The organism is Arthrobacter sp. 01N442, from assembly GCF_056399345.1.
Map to the genome: position 1 here is coordinate 213,845 of NZ_JBFTRD010000004.1, position 21,775 is coordinate 235,619.

18 protein-coding genes are annotated in these 21,775 nt (G+C 67.8%); 5 read left to right on the forward strand and 13 right to left on the reverse strand.

Annotation, left to right across the window (positions count from 1 at the left end):
- Positions 1-51 precede the first annotated feature (51 nt).
- The 5 genes from AC1DNC_RS08340 to AC1DNC_RS08360 all read right to left on the reverse strand — a co-directional run bounded on the left by AC1DNC_RS08340 (position 52) and on the right by AC1DNC_RS08360 (position 6,074).
- Positions 52-996 carry a hypothetical protein gene (locus AC1DNC_RS08340; protein WP_476862098.1) on the reverse strand — a complete coding sequence of 315 codons (945 nt, stop codon included), beginning with the start codon at positions 994-996 and terminating at the stop codon, positions 52-54.
- Between the two features lie 99 nt (positions 997-1,095).
- Entirely contained in the window at positions 1,096-2,928 is a 1,833-nt protein-coding gene (locus AC1DNC_RS08345) for a cytochrome b/b6 domain-containing protein (RefSeq protein WP_476862099.1), read from the reverse strand.
- 2 nt (positions 2,929-2,930) lie between these two features.
- Entirely contained in the window at positions 2,931-3,914 is a 984-nt protein-coding gene (locus AC1DNC_RS08350; RefSeq protein ID WP_476862100.1) for an electron transfer flavoprotein subunit alpha/FixB family protein, read from the reverse strand.
- Positions 3,915-3,924: 10 nt separating this feature from the next.
- Positions 3,925-4,701, reverse strand: coding sequence for an electron transfer flavoprotein subunit beta/FixA family protein (locus AC1DNC_RS08355; protein WP_476862101.1), 777 nt, complete (start codon positions 4,699-4,701; stop codon positions 3,925-3,927).
- A gap of 122 nt (positions 4,702-4,823) precedes the next feature.
- Positions 4,824-6,074: an MFS transporter gene (locus AC1DNC_RS08360; protein WP_476862102.1), complete on the reverse strand. Its 1,251-nt coding sequence runs from the start codon at positions 6,072-6,074 to the stop codon at positions 4,824-4,826.
- A gap of 73 nt (positions 6,075-6,147) precedes the next feature.
- Between AC1DNC_RS08360 and AC1DNC_RS08365 the strand changes: the two genes are divergently transcribed.
- Positions 6,148-6,690: an ArsR/SmtB family transcription factor gene (locus AC1DNC_RS08365; protein WP_476862103.1), complete on the forward strand. Its 543-nt coding sequence runs from the start codon at positions 6,148-6,150 to the stop codon at positions 6,688-6,690.
- 19 nt (positions 6,691-6,709) lie between these two features.
- Here AC1DNC_RS08365 and purU read toward each other — a convergent pair whose 3' ends face one another.
- Genes purU through glyA form a run of 7 tightly spaced genes read right to left on the reverse strand, consistent with a single transcriptional unit; the run spans position 6,710 to position 15,548 of the window.
- Positions 6,710-7,606, reverse strand: a complete 897-nt coding sequence (gene purU / locus AC1DNC_RS08370) for a formyltetrahydrofolate deformylase (RefSeq protein WP_476862104.1) — start codon at positions 7,604-7,606, stop codon at positions 6,710-6,712.
- Between the two features lie 3 nt (positions 7,607-7,609).
- Positions 7,610-8,983, reverse strand: coding sequence for an L-serine ammonia-lyase (locus AC1DNC_RS08375; RefSeq protein WP_476862105.1), 1,374 nt, complete (start codon positions 8,981-8,983; stop codon positions 7,610-7,612).
- On the reverse strand, positions 8,983-9,618 hold the full coding sequence (locus AC1DNC_RS08380; protein ID WP_476862106.1) for a sarcosine oxidase subunit gamma: 636 nt from the start codon (positions 9,616-9,618) through the stop codon (positions 8,983-8,985). The genes AC1DNC_RS08375 and AC1DNC_RS08380 overlap by 1 nt, the downstream gene beginning before the upstream one ends.
- Positions 9,611-12,586, reverse strand: a complete 2,976-nt coding sequence (locus AC1DNC_RS08385; RefSeq protein WP_476862107.1) for a sarcosine oxidase subunit alpha family protein — start codon at positions 12,584-12,586, stop codon at positions 9,611-9,613. The genes AC1DNC_RS08380 and AC1DNC_RS08385 overlap by 8 nt, the downstream gene beginning before the upstream one ends.
- A complete protein-coding gene (locus AC1DNC_RS08390; protein ID WP_476862108.1) occupies positions 12,583-12,993 on the reverse strand; it encodes a sarcosine oxidase subunit delta in 411 nt (136 codons plus the stop codon). The genes AC1DNC_RS08385 and AC1DNC_RS08390 overlap by 4 nt, the downstream gene beginning before the upstream one ends.
- Positions 12,994-13,020: 27 nt before the next feature.
- The gene (locus AC1DNC_RS08395) at positions 13,021-14,241 is read right to left on the reverse strand and encodes a sarcosine oxidase subunit beta family protein (protein WP_476862109.1); all 1,221 of its coding nucleotides are present in this window, start codon (positions 14,239-14,241) and stop codon (positions 13,021-13,023) included.
- Positions 14,238-15,548, reverse strand: coding sequence for a serine hydroxymethyltransferase (glyA, locus tag AC1DNC_RS08400; protein ID WP_476862110.1), 1,311 nt, complete (start codon positions 15,546-15,548; stop codon positions 14,238-14,240). Before glyA ends, AC1DNC_RS08395 begins: the two co-directional genes overlap by 4 nt.
- Positions 15,549-15,703: 155 nt before the next feature.
- Between glyA and AC1DNC_RS08405 the strand changes: the two genes are divergently transcribed.
- On the forward strand, positions 15,704-16,375 hold the full coding sequence (locus tag AC1DNC_RS08405) for a GntR family transcriptional regulator (RefSeq protein ID WP_476862111.1): 672 nt from the start codon (positions 15,704-15,706) through the stop codon (positions 16,373-16,375).
- On the opposite strand, the gene AC1DNC_RS08410 is transcribed toward AC1DNC_RS08405, so the two are convergent.
- Entirely contained in the window at positions 16,372-17,871 is a 1,500-nt protein-coding gene (locus tag AC1DNC_RS08410) for a helix-turn-helix domain-containing protein (protein ID WP_476862112.1), read from the reverse strand. The genes AC1DNC_RS08405 and AC1DNC_RS08410 overlap by 4 nt on opposite strands.
- A gap of 145 nt (positions 17,872-18,016) precedes the next feature.
- Here AC1DNC_RS08410 and AC1DNC_RS08415 point away from each other — a divergent pair, with 145 nt between their 5' ends.
- From AC1DNC_RS08415 to AC1DNC_RS08425, 3 genes are all read left to right on the forward strand, one after another.
- A complete protein-coding gene (locus AC1DNC_RS08415) occupies positions 18,017-19,561 on the forward strand; it encodes a purine-cytosine permease family protein (RefSeq protein ID WP_476862113.1) in 1,545 nt (514 codons plus the stop codon).
- A gap of 47 nt (positions 19,562-19,608) precedes the next feature.
- The gene (locus tag AC1DNC_RS08420) at positions 19,609-20,865 is read left to right on the forward strand and encodes an aminopeptidase P family protein (protein WP_476862114.1); all 1,257 of its coding nucleotides are present in this window, start codon (positions 19,609-19,611) and stop codon (positions 20,863-20,865) included.
- 101 nt (positions 20,866-20,966) lie between these two features.
- Positions 20,967-21,773 (forward strand): creatininase, encoded by an 807-nt coding sequence (locus AC1DNC_RS08425; RefSeq protein ID WP_476862115.1) that lies wholly within the window; start codon positions 20,967-20,969, stop codon positions 21,771-21,773.
- The last annotated feature ends 2 nt before the right edge of the window (positions 21,774-21,775 follow it).

Sequence of the window (21,775 nt, forward strand, 5' to 3'; positions counted from 1 at the left end):
GGGAGGGACATCGCCCCGTCCGACGGAAAAGGACGCGCTGCTACGGCAGGATCACTCCGTGGGCACGGCCGGACGACGGCGGGCCAGGACAGATCGGGCTCCCAGGCCCGCCAGGGCGATGGCCAGGGCCAGCAGGACAGTGGGCAGTGCTCCGCCGGCGGGTCCGAGGGTGGCCGCGAGGATCTGCCTGCTCATCAACAGCATCTCCTGCAGGTCGCCGGCCGCCACCCGCGTTCCCAGGACGTAATTGACGGAGATGAACAGGGCGGGAACCACCCACAACAGGGCCAGGTCCGCAAGCCACACCACCGCGCGCGGCCAAGGACGAACGCCGCACCAGGCCAAGGCGCAGCCGACCAGGACGGCGGGGACCCAGCGGGCAAGTAACGGTACTACGGCCGGGATGTTGAATGGCCCCACGAAGCCGACTACCCACTCCATCAGCCACGATCCAAACGGTACGGCCATCAGTCCGACGCCCAAGGCCACCAGGGCCCGCGACTTCGCGGAGAGCAGCAGGAGCGCGACGAGGGCCGCGGCAAGGGATGAGACCGTGCCCGCAAGCAACCCGGCGAAGTAGAGGCGGGCCATCGTTCCGTCGGCCAGCCCGCCGTCGAGCACTGTGAAGGACTGCACCGTCGCCGTGAACTGGACGCCAAGGACGCCGGCCGCCGCGCACCACACCGCCAACCGCCGTCGGGCGGGGGACCAGAGCCGCACCGCCAGCCCTGCTGCCGCGCCGCCCACGGTCAGGAGGGCCACGATGGTGGTGAGTTCGTACTGGCTCAACGGCAGCAGGGTCACGGGCATCTGGTCCGGTGCAGTCCCGGAGGCCCACATGTTCTGCAGGGGGAGCTGGGCTCCGGTGACCAACCAGGGGCCCAGCCCGAGAATCCCGGCGAGGACGCCGATCAGCACACTCCACAATGCGTCCCGGGCGGCAGACCGGCCAGGGCGGCTATCGGGGACAGTCGTTTCCGTCGCTTGTTGGCCCACGGAGGCTCCTTGGTGTGAGAGTCAGGGGAACCAGCGCAGACCGCGCCAGCCCACCCGGATACTATACCGAATGGATTAACCCGTCTGGGTGGGCCGTCCCTAGCGGCTGCTCACCTGCCCGAACGCCTTCGCGATGGGTGCGAGCACGAGCGGACGGGCGGCGTACCAGCCCGCCGTCGTAAGGGCGATTGCGGCCGCGAAGAGCCAGAATCCGGCCCAGTTCACTTCGTCCGTCCCGCCGAACATGTGGTTCAGGTTGCGCAGCGCCCCGGTGGCGAATACCAGGAACACGTGGACCAGGATGAACAGCACGAAGAACAGCATGGTGGGGAAGTGCAGCGCGCGCGCAACCTCCACCGGGTAGGCCTTGTTGAGCGACTTCGCGTTCTTCGGCCAGAATTCGCTCATCCGCACCCCGGTGATCGCCGCCAGCGGAGCCGCGACGAACACCACCAGGAAGTACATGAGCTGCTGCAGGCTGTTGTAGTTCACCCAGCCGGTCTCCACGGGCCAGTCCAGCGTCATGTACTGCAGCAGCGCAGAGGCCGCGTTCGGGAAGACCTCCCAACTGCTAGGCACGATCCGCACCCAGCGGCCCGATGCGAACAGCAGCACCACAAAGATGAGTCCGTTGGCCAGCCACAAAATGTCGAGCGATTGGTGCAGCCACAGGTTGATGCTGATCTTCTTGCCGCCGCGCTTCGGCGTCCAGAACGCCGGCGGCTTCTGCTGCGTGCGAACCTGGTAGCCGGAGCGGATGATGAGCACCATCAGGAAGATGTTCAGGAAGTGGGTCCACTGCGCCCACCAGGGGAAACCTGGCTCGGCGCCTTGCGGCAGGGCATACTCGCCGGGGTACCGCCTGAGGAACTCCGGCACGCCCGGCAACGTCGTGACTCCGCGCGCCGCGAGCATCAGGATTCCGGCGGCAACTATGGCGCCGACGGCGAGGAGCACCACGCGCTTGATCCACTGGGCCAGGGTGCGCGACCCGTAGAGCTTCGGCTCGGCCTTAGGCGCGACGGGCTTCTCGGGCTTGGCAGTGACGGGTTTCTCGGCGGCGGGCCCTTGGACGGTGGGCTTCGGGACGGGCTTTTGGACGACGGGCTTTTCGGCGATGGCGGGTGTCGCTGACGCAGGGACGGCGGGCGTGGCGGGGGCGCTCGCGGTCAGCTGAGGTTCGGGCGTGGCGGGCGTTTCCGCCATGGTGGCTGCAGGTGCCGGTTGCTCGGCGGTGAGGTCTGGGGCGGTCTGTGCCGCCGGAACCGGGGCGGTCTCCGCTGCGGCGGTGTCAGGCGCCTGTGCCGCGGGGGTGGTGGCAGTGCGCGCCGGAGCGAGCCCGGCCGGGGGCCACGGCTCGCCACCGGGGACGCGGGGGAGTCCGCGACGAAGCGGGACGCCTCCCGGCGTCGGGAGCGCGGAGGCAGCGACCGGGCCAGCTGCAGGCGACGACGTCGGGGGTTCTGTCACCGCGGCGGCAGCGGCGGGAACAGGCCCGGCTACCGACGCGGGCTCTGCGGCGGCCGCCGGCGCGGCAGTCGTGGTGGGCGCCGTGGCCGGAGCCGGGAGTGATGCGGGAACCGACACCGAGACTTCGCCCGCGGGCGGCCAGGGTTCGCCGCCCGGTACGCGCGGCAGCCCGCGGCGGATCGGCCGGACGGCGGTGCCTCGCGAAGGAACGTCCACTCGGGGCTCAGCAACCTCCGCGGCAGCAGCGTCGACGGCAGGTACCGCAACGGAAGGTACCGGGGCGGGCGCCGGCGTCGTGCCCTGCGCGGTTTCCGGCGCCGTCTCCGCTGACGTCTGCAGCGCGGGGGCGGCAGTAGCGGCGGCGGAGAGAAGGCGTGCGGGTTCTTCGCCGGCAGGGGGCCAGGGTTCGCCGCCCGGCACGCGCGGCAGGCCCCGTCGGATGGACCCGGACTGAGTGGCCATCCCTAGTTCTTCCGAGCCTCGAGGGCGCTGATCAGCTGCGGGACAACCTTGAAGACATCGCCCACCACGCCAAAGTCCGCGATCTCGAAGATCGGCGCGTCCGCATCCTTGTTGATGGCGACGATGGTCTTGGCGGTCTGCATGCCGGCGCGGTGCTGGATCGCGCCGGAGATGCCGAGTGCGATGTACAGCTGGGAGGACACGGACACCCCGGTCTGGCCCACCTGGTGCGCAGACGGGATGTAGCCGGCGTCCACCGCGGCGCGCGAGGCGCCGATGGCCGCGCCCAGGGTGTCGGCGAGTTGCTCGACCAGAGCGAACTGTTCCTTGGAGCCAAGGCCGCGGCCGCCCGCGACGACCTTGGCGGCGCCTCGCAGCTCCGGCCGTGAGGTGGCGGCGGCCGCCTCCTCGAACGACTCGATCCGGGCGGCCGGCTTCCCGGAGGGCGTTACGGACAAAGCCTCCGACGCCGGCGGACGGGCCGCAGCGCGCGCCTCGATGGAGCCTTGGCGGACCGTGATGACCGGCGCCCCGAAGGTGGCCGTGGAGGTCACGTTGTAGGCGCCGCCGTAGACGGAGTGGTGTGCCACCACGCCCTCGTCGTCGCGCGATACACCCACGGCGTCGACGCAGACCGCGGCCCGCGAACGGGCGGCGTAGCGGCCGGCCAGATCCCGTCCGTTCAGGGAATGCGAAATCAGGATCGCGTCCGGCTGAACCTGCTCCGCTGCGGCGGAAAGCGCGTCAACGGCCGGCACGCCCAGGGCGGACGGGTCCTGGGCCTCTGCGATGAGCACCTGCGCGGCACCCAGCTCCGCGGCCTCCGCTGCGGCGCCGCTCCCGGTTCCGGGAGCGGCGAGTACCAAGGCAACCGGGGTGCCCACCGAGGCGGCGGCACCGAAGAGCCCGGCTGCGGCTTTCTCGAGTTCACCGGAAGTCCGGGCTTCGACGACGACGAGGATTGCGTCACGAGGGAATTCAGTCATGTCCTTGCTCCTACGCCAGTCGGTTTTCGATCAGGAAGTCGGCGAGCTTTTCGCCGGCGTCGCCGTCGTCGACGATCTTCACACCGGCCTCACGCGGCGGCTTCTCGGCCACGGCCAGCATGATGGAGCGGGCTGCGTCCGGATCCTCGGCCTCGACGCCCAGGTCAGCGAGCGTCAGGACCTCCAGGGGCTTCTTCTTCGCCGCCATGATGCCTTTGAAGTTGGGGAAGCGGGGTCCGGGGAGGGCTTCGGTAATGGAGATGACCGCGGGCAGTTGCGCGGAGACCTGCTGCACGCCGGCTTCGACGCCCCTGGTGCCGGAGACCGTACTGTCGCTGATCTGGACGGAGCTGAGGCCGGTGGCAAGGGGCACGTCGAGCAGTTCCGCGAGCATCGCCGGGATCATGCCGCCGGACCCGTCGGTAGAGAGGTTGCCGGTGATGACCAGGTCGAATTCAACGCGGCGGATCGCTGCCGCGAGGGTTTCCGCGCTCAGTCCAAGGTCGGCGCCCCGGAGCGCCTCGTCGCAGACATGGACTGCGCTGCCGGCACCCATTGCCAGCCCCTTGCGGATTGTGGCCGTCGCCGCCTCGGGAGCCATGGATAGGACGGTGACCTCGGTGCCCTCGTTCGCGTCGGCGTAGCTCAGCGCCAGTTCCAGGGCGCGCTCGCCGATTTCGTCAATGACTGTCTCGCTGGCTTCCCGGTCGGCGAGGCCCGTCTCGAGGTTCAGTTTTCGGTCCCCGTAGGTGTCGGGGACTTCCTTGACTAGGACGATAATCTTCATCGATGGCTCTTCCTGTGGCGGGCATGTCGCCACGGGGGAGACATGTCGGATCTCCCTAGAGTCTACGAAAGTGCGGCCACCTCGGCTTGCAGGGCGCGTGTCGCCGCACCCAAGTGCACGGTCTAGTAGTCGTCCTCGGCGGCCGCAATTGCCTTGTCCGTGAGGATGGGCATCATCCCGAGCAGCGCGAGGGTCAGCACTCCCATGATTCCGAACATGGCCTGCAGGCCCAGCCATTGCGCCAGAAGGCCGCCCGCCGCTGCGCCCAGGGGCATGGTGCCCCACGCCAGCAGGCGGTAAGCGCTGTTGACGCGGCCCAGCAGGCGGTCCGGGGTGATGCGCTGGCGCAGGGACACGGTGATGACGTTCCAGAGCACCACCAGCATGCCGCCAACGAAGAGGATTGGCCCGAGGACGTAGGGGTTGCTGGTCACGGCGGGCGCACCAACAAGGAGCGCACCGCCCATGATCGTTAGGGCCAGGGACTTTGACCGGCCCAGCCTGGCCTCGACCCGCTCGGCAATGAACGAGCCGACGAAGGCGCCGAGGGCCGAGGCAGTCAGAAGCAGGCCGAATCCCACCTCGGAAAGCTGCATGGCCGACGTCGGACCGACGGCAAACAACACCAGGACGGCGAAGGCGGCGCTGGATGCAAAGTTGAATATCCCGGTCATGCCCGCCAGCGTGCGAAGGATTTTCTGGTTCCAGAGGAACCGCAGGCCCTCGCCGACGTCGAACCGCAGCGTGGTTTTCTGCGCCCGCTCCACACGGAAACCCCCCGGAACCAGGAGCAGGCCACCGACAGCCGCCAGCCACAGTGCCGCCGGCACGGCGAAGCCCGCGATGACACCCGCGGCCACAAGCAGCCCGCCCAGCGGGGGACCTACGAACTGGTTGGCGGTGAGCTCGACGGCGTACAGCCTGCCGTTGGCGCGCGACAGCTGATCCCGGTGCACCAGCTGCGGCAGGATCGACTGCGCGGAGGTGTCGTAGAGCGTTTCAGCCACCCCCACCAGCAACGCGACAACGTACAGGGCCCAGATGGAGCCCAGGTCCAGCAGGATAAGAAAAACCAGCAGCGCAGGCAGCACCCCGCGGCCGAGGTTGGCCCAGAGCATCAGTTTGCGCCGGTCCAGGCGGTCGGCCAGCGCCCCGGCGGTGAGGGCGAAGAGCAGCCAGGGAAGTGTTGCGGCGACGCTCAGCCCGGCGACCAGGGTGGGCGATTGGGTGAACTGGATTGCCAGCAGCGGCAGTGCGATCTTGAAGACGCCGTCCGCGAGGTTGGACAGCCCGGAGGCGGTCCACAACCTCCAAAAGGACGCCCCCAGCGGCGCGCGGACCCGAGCCTCAAGCTTCGTTGCGTGACTGGTCATAGCTGAACCCTGCCGCATCGATTGAGAAAATTCAAGGTGGTTGAATTAAGTGCATCGATCATAGGATGGGGACATGACGGACGCAGCGCCGACAGGCACGAACGTGGAGAGACCTGCCGCCAGCGCCCGTGAGGTGAAGGCGCTGGCCCACCCGCTGCGCCTGCGGATCCTGCGCCTGTGCGGGCTTCACGAACTGACCAACAAGCAACTCGCCGACCGGCTGGGCCAGGATCCGGGGACCACGCTGTACCACGTACGGCAGTTGCTGGCCGCCGGATTCCTTGAAGCCGCCACGGTCCGCGCCGGCGAGAGCGGCGCCCTGGAGAAGCCGTACCGTTCCACGGGTCGGTCGTGGAACCTCGATACCGCACTTAGCGATGCCGGTCCGGACGGCCCGCTGGCACCGGTCGAGGCGTTCCGTGAAGAGCTGGCGGAGGCCGGACCGGACGCCCTCGCCAGCCTCTCACGCTTCGTCCTGCACCTCTCCGACGCCGACGCCGACGACCTCATTCAGCGCATTCAGGCCGTGCTGAACGACTACACCGACAGTGACCGGCGGCGGCTGGACCAGCCGGCGTACGGCGGAATCTTCGTCCTCCACCGCTCGCCGGACTAGGTTCAGGCACGCGGTTCGGCTACCTCAGCACCACCGTCCTGTTCCCCTGCAGGACTACCCGGCCCTCGCAGTGCCAGCGCACGGCGTTGGACAGGGCCTTGCACTCGGAATCACGCCCCGCGGCCACGAGCTCGTCCGGGCCGTAGGTGTGGTCCACCTCCACCACCTGCTGGGAAATGATCGGGCCCTCGTCCAATTCGCCGTTGACGTAGTGGGCGGTGGCGCCCACGGTCTTCACGCCGCGGGCATAGGCCTGGTGGTACGGCTTGGCGCCCTTGAAACTGGGCAGGAACGAGTGGTGGATATTGATGGCGCGGCCATCCAGCTTCCGCGTGAGGCCATCGCTGAGGACCTGCATGTAGCGGGCCAAGACCACGAGTTCGACGTCGAACTCATCGATGAGCTCCAGCAGCCGTCCCTCCGCCTCGGGCTTGGTGGCGGCCGTGACGGGCACATGGAAGAACGGGATGCCGTGCCATTCCACCAGCGCCTGGTGGTCCGTGTGGTTGGAGACCACGGCCACCACATCGACGGGGAGCTCGCCGATCCGCGCCCGGAACAGCAGGTCGTTCAGGCAGTGCCCGAACTTGGACACCATGATCAGCACGCGGCGCTTGGAACCGTGGGGTTCCAGCCGCCAGCTCATCCCGAAGCGCTCGGCCACCGGGGCGAACGCGGTCCGCAGGGTGTCCGCGGTGGACGCATCGCCGACGGAAGCGAAGTGCACGCGCATGAAGAAGTGCCCCTCGGAACGTTCGCCGAACTGCTTGTTGTCGATGATGTCGGCGCCCTGCTCCAGCAGGAAGCCGGAGACGGCGTGGACAATCCCTGGCGTCTCCGGGCAGTCGAGCGTCAGGACATGCTCCACCGTGGTGACCGGCAGCGGGCGGGAAATTTCAGTCTGGATCGCAGTCATGGCTCAGCACTCGATCACGTTGACGGCGAGGCCCCCGCGGGAGGTCTCCTTGTACTTGGTTTTCATGTCCGCTCCTGTCTCACGCATGGTTTTGATGGCCTTATCCAGCGACACCTTGTGGCTGCCGTCGCCGTGCAGCGCCAGCCGGGCGGCGTTGATGGCCTTGACGCTGGCGATCGCGTTCCGTTCGATGCAGGGAATCTGCACCAGGCCGCCCACGGGGTCGCAGGTCAGGCCGAGGTTGTGTTCGATCCCGACTTCGGCGGCGTTCTCCACCTGTTCGGGGCTGCCGCCCAGCACCTCGCAGAGTCCGGCGGCGGCCATCGAGCAGGCCGAACCCACCTCGCCCTGGCAGCCCACTTCCGCGCCGGAGATGGAGGCGTTGATCTTGAACAGGATCCCGACGGCGGCCGCCGCCAGCAGGAAACGGACGACGCCGTCGTCGTCGGCGCCTGGGACGAACTTGGCGTAGTAGTGCAGCACCGCGGGCACGATGCCGGCCGCGCCGTTGGTCGGCGCGGTGACGATCCGGCCGCCGGCGGCGTTCTCCTCGTTGACCGCGAGGGCGAAGAGGTTCACCCATTCCATGGCCCGCAGCGGATCGGTGGTCCCGGTGTCCGCGGACAGGGTCTGGAAGAGCGACGGAGCCCGGCGCGGGACGTTCAGCCCGCCGGGAAGGATTCCTTCCGCGGCGCAGCCGTTGTCCACGCACTCGCGCATCACGGCCCAGAGCGCCAGCAGCTTCTTCCGGAGCTCGGCTTCGCTGTGCCAGACGAGCTCGTTGGCCAGCATCACCTCGGAGATGGACATGCCCTCCCGCCGGCAGACGGCCAGGAGCTCGTCCGCGGTCGTGAACGGGTACGGCAGCACGGTGTCATCTGCCACCACCTGGTCGCCGGCGTCGGCGTCGCCATCCACCACGAAGCCGCCCCCGACCGAGTAGAAACTCCGTTCGCTGAGCACGGCCCCGGTGTGGTCCAGGGCGCGGAAGGTCATGCCGTTCGGGTGGGCGGGCAGGGACTTGCGCCGGTGCAGGACCACGTCCTCGTCCCAGTTGAAGTCCACCCGATGGTCCCCGCCGATCCGCAGTTCGGCATCCAGGGCGGCCGCGGCCACCTGGTCGTCGGCGGTGGCGGTGTCCACGGTTTCCGGGTCCAGGCCCTGCAGGCCCAGCACCACCGCCTTGTCCGAGCCATGGCCGCGGCCGGTCGCGCCGAGCGAGCCGAACAGCTCGGACTGGACGCGGACCGTGGCGCTGAGCTGGCCGTCGGCTTTCAGGCCGTCGGCGAAGAGCTTCGCCGCCCGCATCGGGCCGACCGTGTGCGAGGACGACGGCCCGATGCCAACGGAAAACAGGTCCAGGACGCTGAGGGCCATCAGGGAACCTCGGGGGAGGCGAACTCCCTCATCGCATCCAGGAGCCAACGGCCCAGGAAGTCCGCGAAAGACGCCCGGGGGAACAACCGGAAGCTCTCCTCCCCGCTCTTGAGCAGGACCACCGGAATGTTGCCGACCTCCGTGGCCAGCGCGGTCCCGGGCTTGAGGCTGCGCGGGTGAAGGTCCAGGGCACAGCCCTTCTCCAACACGGCCCGGGCCAGCGGGCCGGTGAGTTCGAACGTGGTGCGGTTCGCGGAGAGGTCCACCACCTGGCCCGGGGCGTCACCCAGGGCGGAGGTGAGGGAGCCGAGCAGCTCCCCGCCGAGGCTGTCGTGGGCGTCCTCCGGGGCGACCACCAGGAACTCGGACGGTCCCAGCCAGAGCACGCTGACCGGCTCCGTGCCGGCCACCTCGCCGCAGCCGGCGGGCAGGCCGCCGGTGACGGACGCGATCCTTGCCGCGGCTTCCGACCGCGGATCGACGCGGACCCCGGCCATGGTTTGGAACGGGATTTCCTTCAGGGCCACCGTTCCGGGGATGGAGCCGGTTTCCAGTGCCCCGGCCAGGCTTGAGGCGGGGCTGCGGCGGATTTCCCGGAGTCCATTGATGCCGGTGAGTGCTGCGGTGTTAGCCATCTTTGCGGGTCCCTTCGGGGTCAAACAGTACGGTTTCGGCGACGACGACGTCGACCAGCTGGTCGCCGGCGGCGGCCACGAGGGTCTCGCCGATCCGGTTGCGTCCGTTTTTGATCAGCGCCAGGGCAAACGACCTGCCCAACGCGGCGCTGTGGTAGCTCGAGGTCACGAAGCCCTGCATCGGGACGGCCCCGAAAGCGGGGTTCGTGGTGATCCCTTGTTCCACGAGCTGGGTGCCCTCGGGGAGACGCAGGCTCGTGTCCACGGGCAGGACGCTGACCAGGTGCTTGCGGTCCTCGCGCCCGGCGTCGGCCCTGGCGTAGGAGCGCTTGCCGATGAATTCCTTGGCCTTGGAGACCACCCAGTCCATCCCGGCATCCTGCGGGGTGACGGTGCCATCGGTGTCCTGGCCGACGATCGGGTAGCCCTTCTCGGCCCGGAGCACGTGCATGGTTTCGGTGCCGTACGGGGTGATGTTGAACGCTGCACCGGCCGCGGCAACGGCCTCCCAGGTGTTCAGCCCGTACCAGGCAGGCACGTTGATTTCGTAGGCGAGTTCGCCGGAGAACGAGATCCGGCAGATCCTGGCCTGCACGCCGGAGGCCAGCGTGGTCTCGCGGAACGTCATGAACGGGAAGGCCTCTGCGTCGAGTCCGCCGCCGGCGGCGAGTTCGGGTGCCACCTTCGCGAGCACCGCCCGGGATTTGGGCCCGACGACGGCGATCGTGGTCCACTGCTCGGTCACCGAGGTGCAGTGCACGTCCAGCTCCGGCCATTCCGTCTGCAACCATTCCTCCAGCCAGTCCAGCACCTTCGCGGCGCCCCCGGTGGTGGTGGTCATGAAGTAGCGGTCCTCGTCGAGGCGGAGGGTCACGCCGTCGTCGAAAATCATGCCGTCGGCCATGCACATGACGCCGTAGCGGGCCGAACCCGGGGCGAGCTTCTTGAACGCGTTGGTGTAGATCCGGTTGAGGAACTCACCGGCGTCCTTGCCCCGGATCTCGATCTTGCCGAGCGTGGTGGCGTCCATGAAACCCACGGACTCCCGGACGGCGGCGCATTCGCGGAGCACCGCGGCGTCCATGTCCTCGCCCTCCTGTGGGAAGTACCAGGGGCGCTTCCACTGCCCGACGTCCTCGAACAGCGCACCCTGGGCGACGTGCCAGGGGTGGATCGAGGTGACCCGTGCGGGGTCGAACAGCTCGCCGCGCTGGCGTCCCGCGAGTGCCGCGAAAGCCACCGGGGTGAAGGGTGCCCGGTAGGTGGTGGTGCCGATGTCGCCGATGCCCCGGGATGCCTCGCCGGCCTGCCGGAGGGCCGCCGCGATGACGCCGATCGCGTTGACGCCGGAGGTCTTGCCCTGGTCGTTCGCGGTGCTGATCGAGGTGTAGCGCTTGATGTGTTCGACCGAACGCAGCCCGGCCCCGGTGGAGCGCAGCACGTCGGCCACGCTCTGGTCCCGCTGGAAGTCGACGAAGTGCTGGTGCCAGTCGTCGGCGGTGCCCTCCTGGCCGGGAACCAGCCAGAGCTGCCGCGTGGGGGCGGACGCCTTCGGCTCGGGGAGGACCAGCGGAACGGTGACTGCGGTCGGATTTTCGGGGGCGAAGCCGGCGGCGATGGCCGCGGCGGCGCCGGCGGAGATGCCCTCGGCGAGGCAATCCCCGAGGTCGAAGCTGCCGCGTCCGGAGCCGATGGTCTGCTGGTTGGGAACGACCGTGCTCGGCACGAAGGCCGCCAGGTCCTCGTCCCAGCGCAGCTTGCCCTGGCGCTGGGAGTGGAGGTGGACCAGCGGGCTCCAGCCGCCGGAGACGGCCAGCAGGTCGCAGGCGATCTCCTCGATGCCGGAGGTGAGCTCGCCGTCGTCGTTGATGCTGCGGATGGTAACGGTGTCCAGCCGGCCGTCGGCGTCCGCCCCGGTGGCTGCGACGGCGCTGCCGATCAGCACCCGGGTGCCGGATTCGGCGGCCGCCGCTGCAACGTCGCTGAGCCTGGCGCGGGCGTCGACGACGGCGGCAACCTTGACGCCGGCGGCGCGCAGGTCCGCGGCGAGGGCGTAGGCGCTGTCATTGGTGGTGCCGATGACGACGCGCTTGCCCGCCGCCACCGCGTAGCGGTTGAGGTAGCTGCGGACGGCCGAGGCGAGCATGATGCCGGGCCGGTCGTTGTCCTCGAAAACCAGCGGACGTTCGTGGGCCCCGGGGGCGAGGACCACCTGCTTGGCACGGACGTGCCAGATCCGCTGCCGGGACACCCCGGACGCGGCCGGGCTGGAGAGGTGGTCGGTGCGGTTCTGGACGGCGATGACGTAGTTGGCGTCGTAGGCGCCGAAGGCAGTGGTGCGGTTCAGGACAGTGGTTTCGGCGCCGGAGACGAGCTCGGCTTCGACGTCCGCGACCCATTCCAGCGCAGGCTTGCCTTCGATGCTCTCGGCCAGCTCGGGCGAAGTCGATCCGGACAGCAGCGCGCCGCCGAGTTCGGGCTGGTCGTCCATCAGGATCACCCGGGCGCCGGTGCGGGCTGCCTCGCGGGCGGCCGCCAGGCCGGCGGGCCCGCCGCCGACCACCAGGACATCGGTGTGGACGTACTTCTTGTCGTACTCTGCCTGGTCATCGGCGGGGTCCAGGCGGCCCAGGCCGCTCAGCCATTCGGCCTTGAGACCGTCCACCAGCGTGACGGTGGTGGCCGGGAGCATGGATTCGGCCACGTGGCCGGGGAAGCGCGGCTCCACCCGGACCAGGGCGTTCGGTTCCTCCACTCCGGCGGCCAGGATGCCGCGGGGACGGTCCTCGTAGAGCGAATTGCCGGCGGCGATCCGGCCGTTGGCGAGCAGGGCCGAGGCCAGCGTGTCGCCGGGGTGGCCGGTGAACTCCTCGCCGTCCACGGTGAAACGCCAGGAGATGGTGCGGTCGATGCGGCCGCCGGCGGCGAGACGGGCGTTCTGGGAAGTCCCTGGTTTCTGGGAAGTCACTTTGTTGCTCCTTCCGGGGCAGTGGTGCTGGTGGTCGTGCTGGTGCCGGCGATGTCCGGGGCGGCGTTGCCCGTGGTGGTGCTGTCAGCGGCGGTGCTGGCAGTACCGGACTCGGTGGTGGCGGCCTGCGGGGCGGCGTCCGGGCGGGGTGCGCCCATCGGGTAGACGGCCTGGATCTCGTACGTGACGGTGTCCCGGAGCATGTTGAACCACTGGCGGCAGCCGGTGCTGTGCAGCCAGCGCTCGGCGAAGGCGCCCTTGGTGTTGTCCCGGTAGAACAGGAATTCGGCCCATTCACGGTCGGTCAGTTCATTGGGGTTTTCGGGGTAGGGCACGTGGGCCTGGCCGCCGTAGTGGAACTCGGTCTCGTCGCGCGAGCCGCAGTTGGGGCAGGAAATGAGCAGCATGTGCGTCTTCTACTTTCTGGTGGGCGGCTAGTGGGCCACGGCGGCGGCGCCGTGTTCGTCGATCAGGGCTCCGGTTTCGAAGCGCTCCAGTGCGAACGGCTTGTTCAGCTGGTGCGGGGTGCCGGTAGCGATGGTGTGGGCGAAGGTCAGGCCGGCGGCCGGGGTGGCTTTGAAGCCGCCGGTTCCCCAGCCGCAGTTGACGAACATGTTCTCCACCGGGGTGGTGCCGACGATCGGGGAGGCGTCGAGGGTGGTGTCCACGATCCCGCCCCAGGTCCGGAGCACGTGGGCCCGGGCGAAGATCGGGAAGAGTTCGACGGCGGCAGCCATCTGGTGCTCGATCACGTGGAAGGAGCCGCGCTGGCCGTAGCCGTTGTAGGAGTCGACGCCGGCTCCCATGACCAATTCGCCTTTGTGCGCCTGGGAGACGTAGACGTGGACGTGGTTGGACATGACGACGGTGGGGTGGACCGGCTCGTGCAGTTCGGACACCAGGGCCTGGAGGGGGTGGGACTGGATGGGGAGCCGGAAGCCGGCCATCTCCGCCAGCACCGAGCTGTGCCCGGCAGCCGCCAGGCCGACCTTTTCGGTGTTGATGGTGCCGCGGTTGGTCTTGACGCCGGTCACCCGGTTGCCGTCCTTGACGAAGCCGGTGACCTCGCAGTTCTGGATGATGTCAACGCCCAGTTCGTCGCACTTGCGGGCGAAAGCCCAGGCGACGTGGTCGTGCTTGGCGATGCCGGCGCGGGGCTGGTACGTGGCGCCCATGACCGGGTAGCGGATGTTGTCGCTGATATTCAGGATGGGGCAGAGTTCCTTGACCTGCTGCGGATCCAGCCATTCGGCGTCGACACCGTTGAGCTTGTTGGCGCCCACGCGGCGCATGCTCTCGCGGACGTCGCCCAGGGTGTGGGCGAGGTTCATCACGCCGCGCTGGCTGAAGAGGAAGTCGTACTCCAGTTCCTCCGGCAGGATTTCCCACAGCTTCAGGGCGTGCTCGTAGATCGCGGCGCTCTCGTCCCAGAGGTAGTTGGAGCGGATGATGGTGGTGTTCCGGGCCATGTTGCCGCCGGCCAGCCAGCCCTTTTCCAAGACCGCGATGTTGGTCATCCCGTGGTTCTTGGCCAGGAAGTAGGCGGTGGCGAGGCCGTGGCCGCCGCCGCCGACGATCACGGCGTCGTAGCTTTTCTTAGGGTCCGGGTTGCGCCAGAGGAAGTCCGGGTGCTCCGGAAGGTGGGGGGTGCTCACTGTGCGACTCCGTTCGTAGAGGTTCCGGAATGGCCGGAGAGGTGGGGGTAGAGGGGGAATTTCTCGGCCAGGACGGTGACCCGGTCGCGCAGCAGTACCGCGGTTTCCTCGGTGAGTTCGCCCTTGAGGGCCTCGGCGATGATGTCGGCAACCTCGGTGAACTCGGCGTTGCCGAAGCCACGGGTGGCCAGCGCCGGGGTACCGATGCGCAGGCCGGAGGAGACCATCGGCGGCCGGGGGTCGAAGGGGACGGCGTTGCGGTTTACCGTGATACCGATCCGGTGCAACCGGTCCTCGCCCTGCTGGCCGTCCAGTTCGGAGTTGCGCAGGTCCACCAGGACCAGGTGCACGTCGGTGCCGCCGCCCACCACGGAGATCCCGTATTGGGCCACGTCGGCCGCGAGCAGGCGCTCGGCTAGGATCTTGGCCCCGTCCAAGGTGCGCTGCTGGCGGTCTTTGAACTGGTCCCCGGAGGCGAGCTTGAACGCCACGGCCTTGGCGGCGATCACGTGCTCCAGCGGCCCGCCCTGCTGGCCGGGGAAGACAGCGGAGTTGATCTTGCGGGCGTACTCCTCCTTGGCCAGGATCACACCGCCGCGCGGGCCGCCCAGCGTCTTGTGCGTGGTGGTGGTGACGACGTCGGCGTACGGCACCGGGTTCGGGTGCAGCCCGGCGGCCACCAGGCCGGCGAAGTGGGCCATATCCACCATCAGGTAGGCGCCCACGAGGTCGGCGATGCGGCGGAACTCGGCGAAGTCCAGCTGCCGGGAGTAGGCGGACCAGCCGGCGACTATCAGTCTGGGCCGGTGTTCCAAGGCCAAAGCCTCGACCTCTGCCATATCGATCCGCAGGTCGGATTCACGCACGTGGTACGGGACCACGTTGTAGAGCTTGCCGGAGAAGTTGATACGCATGCCGTGGGTCAGGTGGCCGCCGTGGGCCAGGTCCAGTCCCATGATGGTGTCGCCCGGGTTCAGCAGGGCGAACATGGCCGCGGCATTGGCCTGCGCGCCGGAATGGGGCTGGACATTGGCGAACTCTGCGCCGAAAAGATCCTTGATGCGGTCGATGGCCAGCTGCTCCACCACGTCCACATGCTCGCAGCCGCCGTAGTAGCGCTTGCCCGGGTAGCCCTCGGCGTACTTATTGGTCAGCACCGAGCCCTGTGCCTCCATCACGGCGGAGGGGGCGAAATTCTCCGACGCGATCATTTCAAGCGTCGACTGCTGGCGGTCCAACTCGCGGGCAATGGCCTGCTGGACCTCGGGATCTGCCACCGAGAGCCGCTCGTTCAATTGCTCAACCACGAATACTCCTTTGAAATACCACTATTGGTGTAACTGATATATCAGTGTGAGGTCAATGGTATGATTGGGATCACACCGAGTCAATAGCATGTCCGAAAGTTTCAGCGACGCCTGGATCGAGAACGGGTTTGAGCAGCGAGAAAAGGAGCAGCGCCTTGAATGAGCTTCCAGTCCTGTCCCCTGCGGAGGATGAGGCGTTGTCCCAGGCGGAGGCCGCGTACCGGCAGCTCCGCGACAAGCTGATCATGCTGGAGATCCGGCCCGGCGAACCCATCAATGACGGGCAGCTGGCGGCCGAGCTGGGCTTCGGCAGGACGCCTGTCCGCGAGGCGATCAAGCGCCTGGAGGTGGACCGCCTGGTGGTCTCCTATCCACGCCGTGGCACGTTCGCCACGATCGTGGACATTACCGAACTGGCGGATGTCTCCGATATCCGTGAATTGCTGGAACCCCTCGCCGCCCGGCGCGCAGCCATCAACGCCAGCGCCGCCATGCGCGCCGAACTTCGCGAAGTGGCCCGTGCCATCGCCTCCCTTGACTCCAAGCCGGACGACAAGCGTGAGCTGATGCGCTATGACCTGGCCGTGCACCGGCTGATCTACCGCGCCGCCGGAAACCCCCACCTGGAGGACACCCTGATCCGACACGACAACCTGGCGACGCGGATCTGGTGCCTGGTGCTGGACAAGGTGCCCTCGGTGCAGGGGCACATCACCGAACACGTGAGCCTGCTCGAGGCAGTGGCCGACGGCGACGCCGACCTGGCCGCGAAGCTGGCACTCGAGCACGTCACGAGCTTCGAGAAAACCATCCGGAGCGTGCTCTAGGGCGTCCTTCCGGCCGGTCCGGGGGACCCCGCAGCCGCCGCGGCAGCAGCGATGTGGATGCTGAACAGCCTGCCCGAAGTCCGCGGGTCGCCGCCGAGCAATGCCTGGATCTTGCTCAACCGTTTGTGCATCGTCTGCCGTTCCACATTCAAGGCCACGGCAGACGCAGTCGTATTGCACCCCGAATCGAGCCAGCACAGGAGGGTGTCCAGCAGGGCGGTCCCGTGCCTTCGGTCCCACTCGAGGACTTCGCCCAGCGCCGACTCCACATAGGAGTCCAGGAAGGCGGGATGCGGCACCGCGGAGAGAATCCGGCGGCCCAGGAAATCCATCGCATCGAGGACTTCTCCGGCGCCGGGCATGCCCAGCTTCATGACTTCCCGTGCTTCCACGTAGGAGTCGCGCGCTCGGGACCCGTCGGCCACGTTTGGTCCGAAGGCGGCGCAGGTGTCGGAATCGGACAGCGCCTCCCGGGCCGCGCGGAGCAGCACTTCGCGGGCAGCCCTGGCGCCTTGGTGCGGCAGTGCCAGCAACACCACGCGCTCGCCGTCCGAGACGTGGGATCGCACGTGGATCCCGCGCTGCTGCAGCGCGCGCTCGACCGCGGGGAACTTGGTGTCCCTCCCGGCCGCGCGGAAGACCGCCACGATCGCCGCATGGCCGGCCGGGAGCCCGGCCTGCAGCCAGAACCGCTGGATGGATTCGGCGTCGCCCCCTTCGATCACGGCCTCCAGCAGGCGCGCCTCGGCCACCTGGGCGGGCGTGGGGCGAAAAGCCTGCGCCATGGCCAGCGCCAGAATTCCTGAGAGGCGGTCGGCGGCAAGCTCAAGCAGCAGCGGGTCCTCCGACGGGGACCGCAGCGTCAGTTGGGCCGCATGCTGGCCGCCGACCACGATGCCGACCTCTGCCGTGAAGCCTCCTTCACCGACAGTTTCTCCCGCGTGGCCGAGCAGGGACCCATCCGGAGCCACGAGCAAAACCTCCGCCTTCAGGGTCCCGGCCACCAGTTCGAGGATCGTCGGGAGATGCGGACCCTTGTCGGTGATCTGCCGGGCAATCCGCCGCGAGACGTCGTCAACCACCAGGTGGGCGGCCGCCTGCTGGTTGATCACCAGCCGGTTGACCGCCTCGGCAATATCCACGAAGGGCGCCACCGCACGCAGCTCAATCAAGGGCAGTCCGCTGCTGTCAGCAGCTGCGACCAGCGCCTCCGGGAGGGGGAGCGACTGCCCCGCGGTTTGCAGCGCCAGCGCCGCGATTCGCCGGGCGGCAAGGCTCCTGACATACGCCGCCTGCTCTTCGGCGGGGAGTGCCAGCAGGGACTCTCCGCCGGAAAGCAGCAGTTCCCCGCCGCGCAGGAGCGGTGCGATCTCCAGCACCTCGCTGGAATGCACCCAGCGGACGGCCCGCTCCAGGGTGTCCGGGACGCTGCTGCGCACCACCGGGTTGGCCGCCGCCATCGAGGGGGTGGCGAGCACTTCAGCGAGCGTAATCATTGAGGCCTGCTCCCTTGGGGTGCGTCATAGTGTCACTTGATAGGGCTTCAGTGTAATCAAAACGACTCTACTTTGTGCGTTAGATCACCAATAAACTGGATTCACTCCCCGTTCTTCATCACAACGTAGTGAATTGAGGCACAGCATGAACCAAGCTCAACAAGGCTCGCATGAAGCAGCCACTGTGGAGGTTGAAGATGTCCTGCAACCCATTCCTGAGTCCGCACGGACCACCAAACTTTCCGGCCAGTTCTGGATCTGGGCCGGCGCGAACGTTGCCCCCATCAACTGGATCCTTGGCGCCCTCGGTATCCAGCTAGGCCTCGGCCTCGGCGACACCCTGCTGGTGCTGATCGTCGGAAACCTGATCGGCATGGCGGGCTTCGGCTTCTTCGTCATCCTCGGCCAGCGGACCGGCGCCACCGGCATGCTGCTGGCCCGCGGCGCGTTCGGCCGCCGCGGAGCCTACCTGCCGGCCGCGATCCAAGCGACCATCGCCATCGGCTGGTCCGCGGTCAACACGTGGGTCATCCTCGACCTGATCCTGGCCCTGTTCGGCATGATCGGCTGGGTCGATCCCGCCGAACGCAACATCGGCGTGCGCATCCTGGTCGCGGCAGTCATCATGACCGTCCAGGTCGCCATCTGCTACCGCGGCTACCGCGCCATCTCGAAATTCGAGCGGATCACCATGCCGCCCACCATCCTGGTCCTGGTGGCGATGTCCATCGTCGCGTGGACCCAGCTGGACATCAACTGGAGCTACGCCGGCCCGGCCGGCGCTGTCCTGGAAGGGCTGCCGCGCCTGGCCGCCATGTCCTCGATCATGACGGTCATCGGCATCGGCTGGGGCATCGGCTGGTTCACCTACGCGCCGGACTACTCCCGCTTCGTCAGCCGCAAGGTCAAGCCCGCCAAGCTGTTCGCCGTCAGCGTCCTCGGCCAGTTCCTGCCCGTGGTCTGGCTTGGCATCCTCGGTGCCAGCCTCGCGACCAAGAACGGCCAGGCCGATCCCGGCGAGCTGATCGTCTCCAACTTCGGCACGATGGCCATCCCGGTCATCCTGCTGGTCATCCACGGACCGATTGCCACGAACATCATCAACCTCTACACCTTCGGCGTGGCCTTCCAGGCTCTCGACGTCAAGATCTCGCGGCGCAAGCTGTCCATCATCGTCGGAATACTGTCCATGGTCGCGGTCATCGCATTCATGTTCGCCGAGGACTTCGCGATGATCCTCGACTCCTGGCTGGGCGCGATCGTGGCATGGGTGGCCACCTGGGGCGGCATCATGGCCGTCCACTACTTCATCTTCGAACGGAAGCACAAGGACTTCTCCTACCTGTTCCTCGATTCGAAGAAGACCTCCCTGAAGTCCGTCAACCCCGCGGCGTTCATCGCCTTCTTCGCAGGAATCCTGATGACCTGGATGTTCATGTACGGCGGCATCCCGGCCCTGCAGGGCCCGATCGCCACGGCCATGGGCGGCGTCGACTTCTCTTGGCTCGCAGGGACCGTCACCTCGTCCGCCATCTACTTCGCACTCGGCTACGCGCGCTTCCGCAAGCGCATCCGGGCCGGTGTGCCTATCGGCATCCGCCTAGACCTCGAAGAAGACGCGGTGCTCGCCGAACACGGCGACGCCTGCGAAGACAAGCACAGCCTCCCGGCGCCGGCCCCCGTGGCCTGAACCGGCACCAGCCTCCCCCTGAAAACCCCGCAACGTAAGGAACACGCATGACCATCACGACTTCCACCCCCGCTGCAAACGTCTCCGAGCTGGAGCGCCTCAAGGTCCTCAACAACGGCCAGAAGGTCAGCCTGACCTTCTCCGACGCTGAGTTTGAGCGCCGCCTCGGCGGGCTCCGCCAGATCATGGCGGAGAAGGACCTCGACGCCGTCGTCCTCACCAGCTACCACTCGATCAAGTACTACTCCGACTTCCTCTTCACCTACTTCGGCCGCTCCTACGCCATGGTGGTCACCAAGGATGACACCGTGACCGTCACGGCCAACATCGACGCCGGGATGCCTTGGCGCCGCAGCTACGGCGAGAACGTGGTCTACACGGACTGGCGCCGTGACAACTACATCTTCGCCATCCAGGAGGTGCTCCGCACCCGCGGCATCACCCCCCGCCGGATCGGCGTCGAAGACGATTCGCTCCCGCTGGACAACCGCAACAAGATCCAGGCAGCCTTTGCCTCGGCCACCCTGGTGGACGTCGCCCAGGCCGCCATGCGCCAGCGGATGATCAAGTCGGCAGAAGAGATCGAGGTCATCAAGCACGGTGCGCGCATCGGCGACCTCGGCGGCGAGGCGATCCGCAACGCCATCACCGCCGGCATCACCGAATACGAAGTGGCCCTGATCGGCACCGAGGCCATGGTCCACGAGATCGCCCGCACCTTCCCGGACTCGGAAATCCGCGACACCTGGGTCTGGTTCCAGTCCGGCATCAACACCGACGGCGCCCACAACTGGGCCACCACCCGCAAGATCCAGGAACACGACATCCTGTCCCTGAACTGCTTCCCGATGACCTCCGGCTACTACACCGCCCTGGAACGCACCCTGTTCTACGGCGAACCGGATGCCCGCTCGCTGGAACTGTGGAACATCAACGTCGAGGTCCACAAGCGCGGCCTGGAACTGATCAAGCCCGGGGCCGTCTGCAAGGACATCGCCGCCGAACTGAACGAGATCTACGTGGGCCACGGACTGCTCGCCAACCGGACCTTCGGCTACGGACACTCCTTCGGCGTCCTGAGCCACTACTACGGCCGCGAAGCCGGACTCGAGCTCCGCGAGGACATCGACACCGTACTCGAGCCCGGCATGGTGGTCTCGATGGAACCGATGATCACCGTCCTGGACGGCCAGCCCGGCGCCGGCGGCTACCGCGAGCACGACATCCTCGTGGTGGGCGAGGACGGGGCCGAGAACATCACCAAGTTCCCCTTCGGCCCCGAATACAACATCATCGGCGCCTAACACCTGCGCCAACGGCAACAGGCAGGGTGCGGCGCCACGGACACCGTGGCGCCGCACCCTGCGGCCGCATCGACGCCGCACGAACAAGGAGCACCACCAGCATGCAAAAGTCAGTATTCCTGGAAGACCTGGATGCCTTCGGCTACCGCGAAGTCCTCGGCTCCGGCGAGGCGATGGTCCTCATCCCGGTCGGTTCCTTGGAACAGCACGGCCCCCATCTTCCGCTGGGCACAGACACCGTCCTCTCATCCCGCTTTGCCGAGGGGGTCGCCCGGCAGGTGGGTGCCCTGGTGGCCCAACCCATCGCGTACGGCTACAAGTCCCAGCAGAAATCGGGCGGCGGCAACCACCTGGCCGGCACCACGAGCCTGGACGGGACCACCCTGATCGGGATGGTGCGCAACCTGGTGAAGTCCTTCCTGAACCAAGGCGTCCGGCACCTGGTCTTCATCAACGGCCACTTCGAGAACTACCAGTTCCTCTACGAGGGAATCGACCTGGCCCTGGAAGACCTGGGGATCAAGCCCGGCGCGGAACAGAGCGTCCTGTTGTTGTCCTACTGGGACTTTGTCAGCCAGGACACCCTTTCGCAGGTTTATCCTGACGGATTCCCCGGCTGGGAAATCGAGCACGGGGGCGTCCTGGAAACCTCGTTAATGCTCCATCTGGAACCGGCGCGGGTGGCCATGGACCGGCTGGTGGACGGCCCGGCTGCTGTGTTGCCACGCTTCGATCGGCTTCCGGTGGTGCCCGAGCGCACTCCGGCCACGGGCTGCCTCTCCTCGGCGGCAGGATCCAGTGCCGCCAAGGGCAGCCTGTTGTACGAGCAGGTTCTCGAAGATCTGGTCGCCGACATCGTCACTGAACTGGTCCGCGAACCGGCAGCGGCGGCGCCCGCCCCGAGGTAGCC

Bases quoted from the DNA above. Each gene is read 5' to 3' on its own strand.
- purU (WP_476862104.1), bottom strand. From the start codon at position 7,606: ATGACTGCGATCCAGACTGAAATTTCCCGCCCGCTGCCGGTCACCACG.
- AC1DNC_RS08375 (WP_476862105.1), bottom strand. From the start codon at position 8,983: ATGGCCCTCAGCGTCCTGGACCTGTTTTCCGTTGGCATCGGGCCGTCG.
- AC1DNC_RS08345 (WP_476862099.1), bottom strand. From the start codon at position 2,928: ATGGCCACTCAGTCCGGGTCCATCCGACGGGGCCTGCCGCGCGTGCCG.
- AC1DNC_RS08390 (WP_476862108.1), bottom strand. From the start codon at position 12,993: ATGCTGCTCATTTCCTGCCCCAACTGCGGCTCGCGCGACGAGACCGAG.
- AC1DNC_RS08415 (WP_476862113.1), top strand. From the start codon at position 18,017: ATGAACCAAGCTCAACAAGGCTCGCATGAAGCAGCCACTGTGGAGGTT.
- AC1DNC_RS08365 (WP_476862103.1), top strand. From the start codon at position 6,148: ATGACGGACGCAGCGCCGACAGGCACGAACGTGGAGAGACCTGCCGCC.
- AC1DNC_RS08350 (WP_476862100.1), bottom strand. From the start codon at position 3,914: ATGACTGAATTCCCTCGTGACGCAATCCTCGTCGTCGTCGAAGCCCGG.
- AC1DNC_RS08425 (WP_476862115.1), top strand. From the start codon at position 20,967: ATGCAAAAGTCAGTATTCCTGGAAGACCTGGATGCCTTCGGCTACCGC.
- AC1DNC_RS08355 (WP_476862101.1), bottom strand. From the start codon at position 4,701: ATGAAGATTATCGTCCTAGTCAAGGAAGTCCCCGACACCTACGGGGAC.
- AC1DNC_RS08420 (WP_476862114.1), top strand. From the start codon at position 19,609: ATGACCATCACGACTTCCACCCCCGCTGCAAACGTCTCCGAGCTGGAG.
- AC1DNC_RS08410 (WP_476862112.1), bottom strand. From the start codon at position 17,871: ATGATTACGCTCGCTGAAGTGCTCGCCACCCCCTCGATGGCGGCGGCC.
- AC1DNC_RS08380 (WP_476862106.1), bottom strand. From the start codon at position 9,618: ATGGCTAACACCGCAGCACTCACCGGCATCAATGGACTCCGGGAAATC.
- AC1DNC_RS08360 (WP_476862102.1), bottom strand. From the start codon at position 6,074: ATGACCAGTCACGCAACGAAGCTTGAGGCTCGGGTCCGCGCGCCGCTG.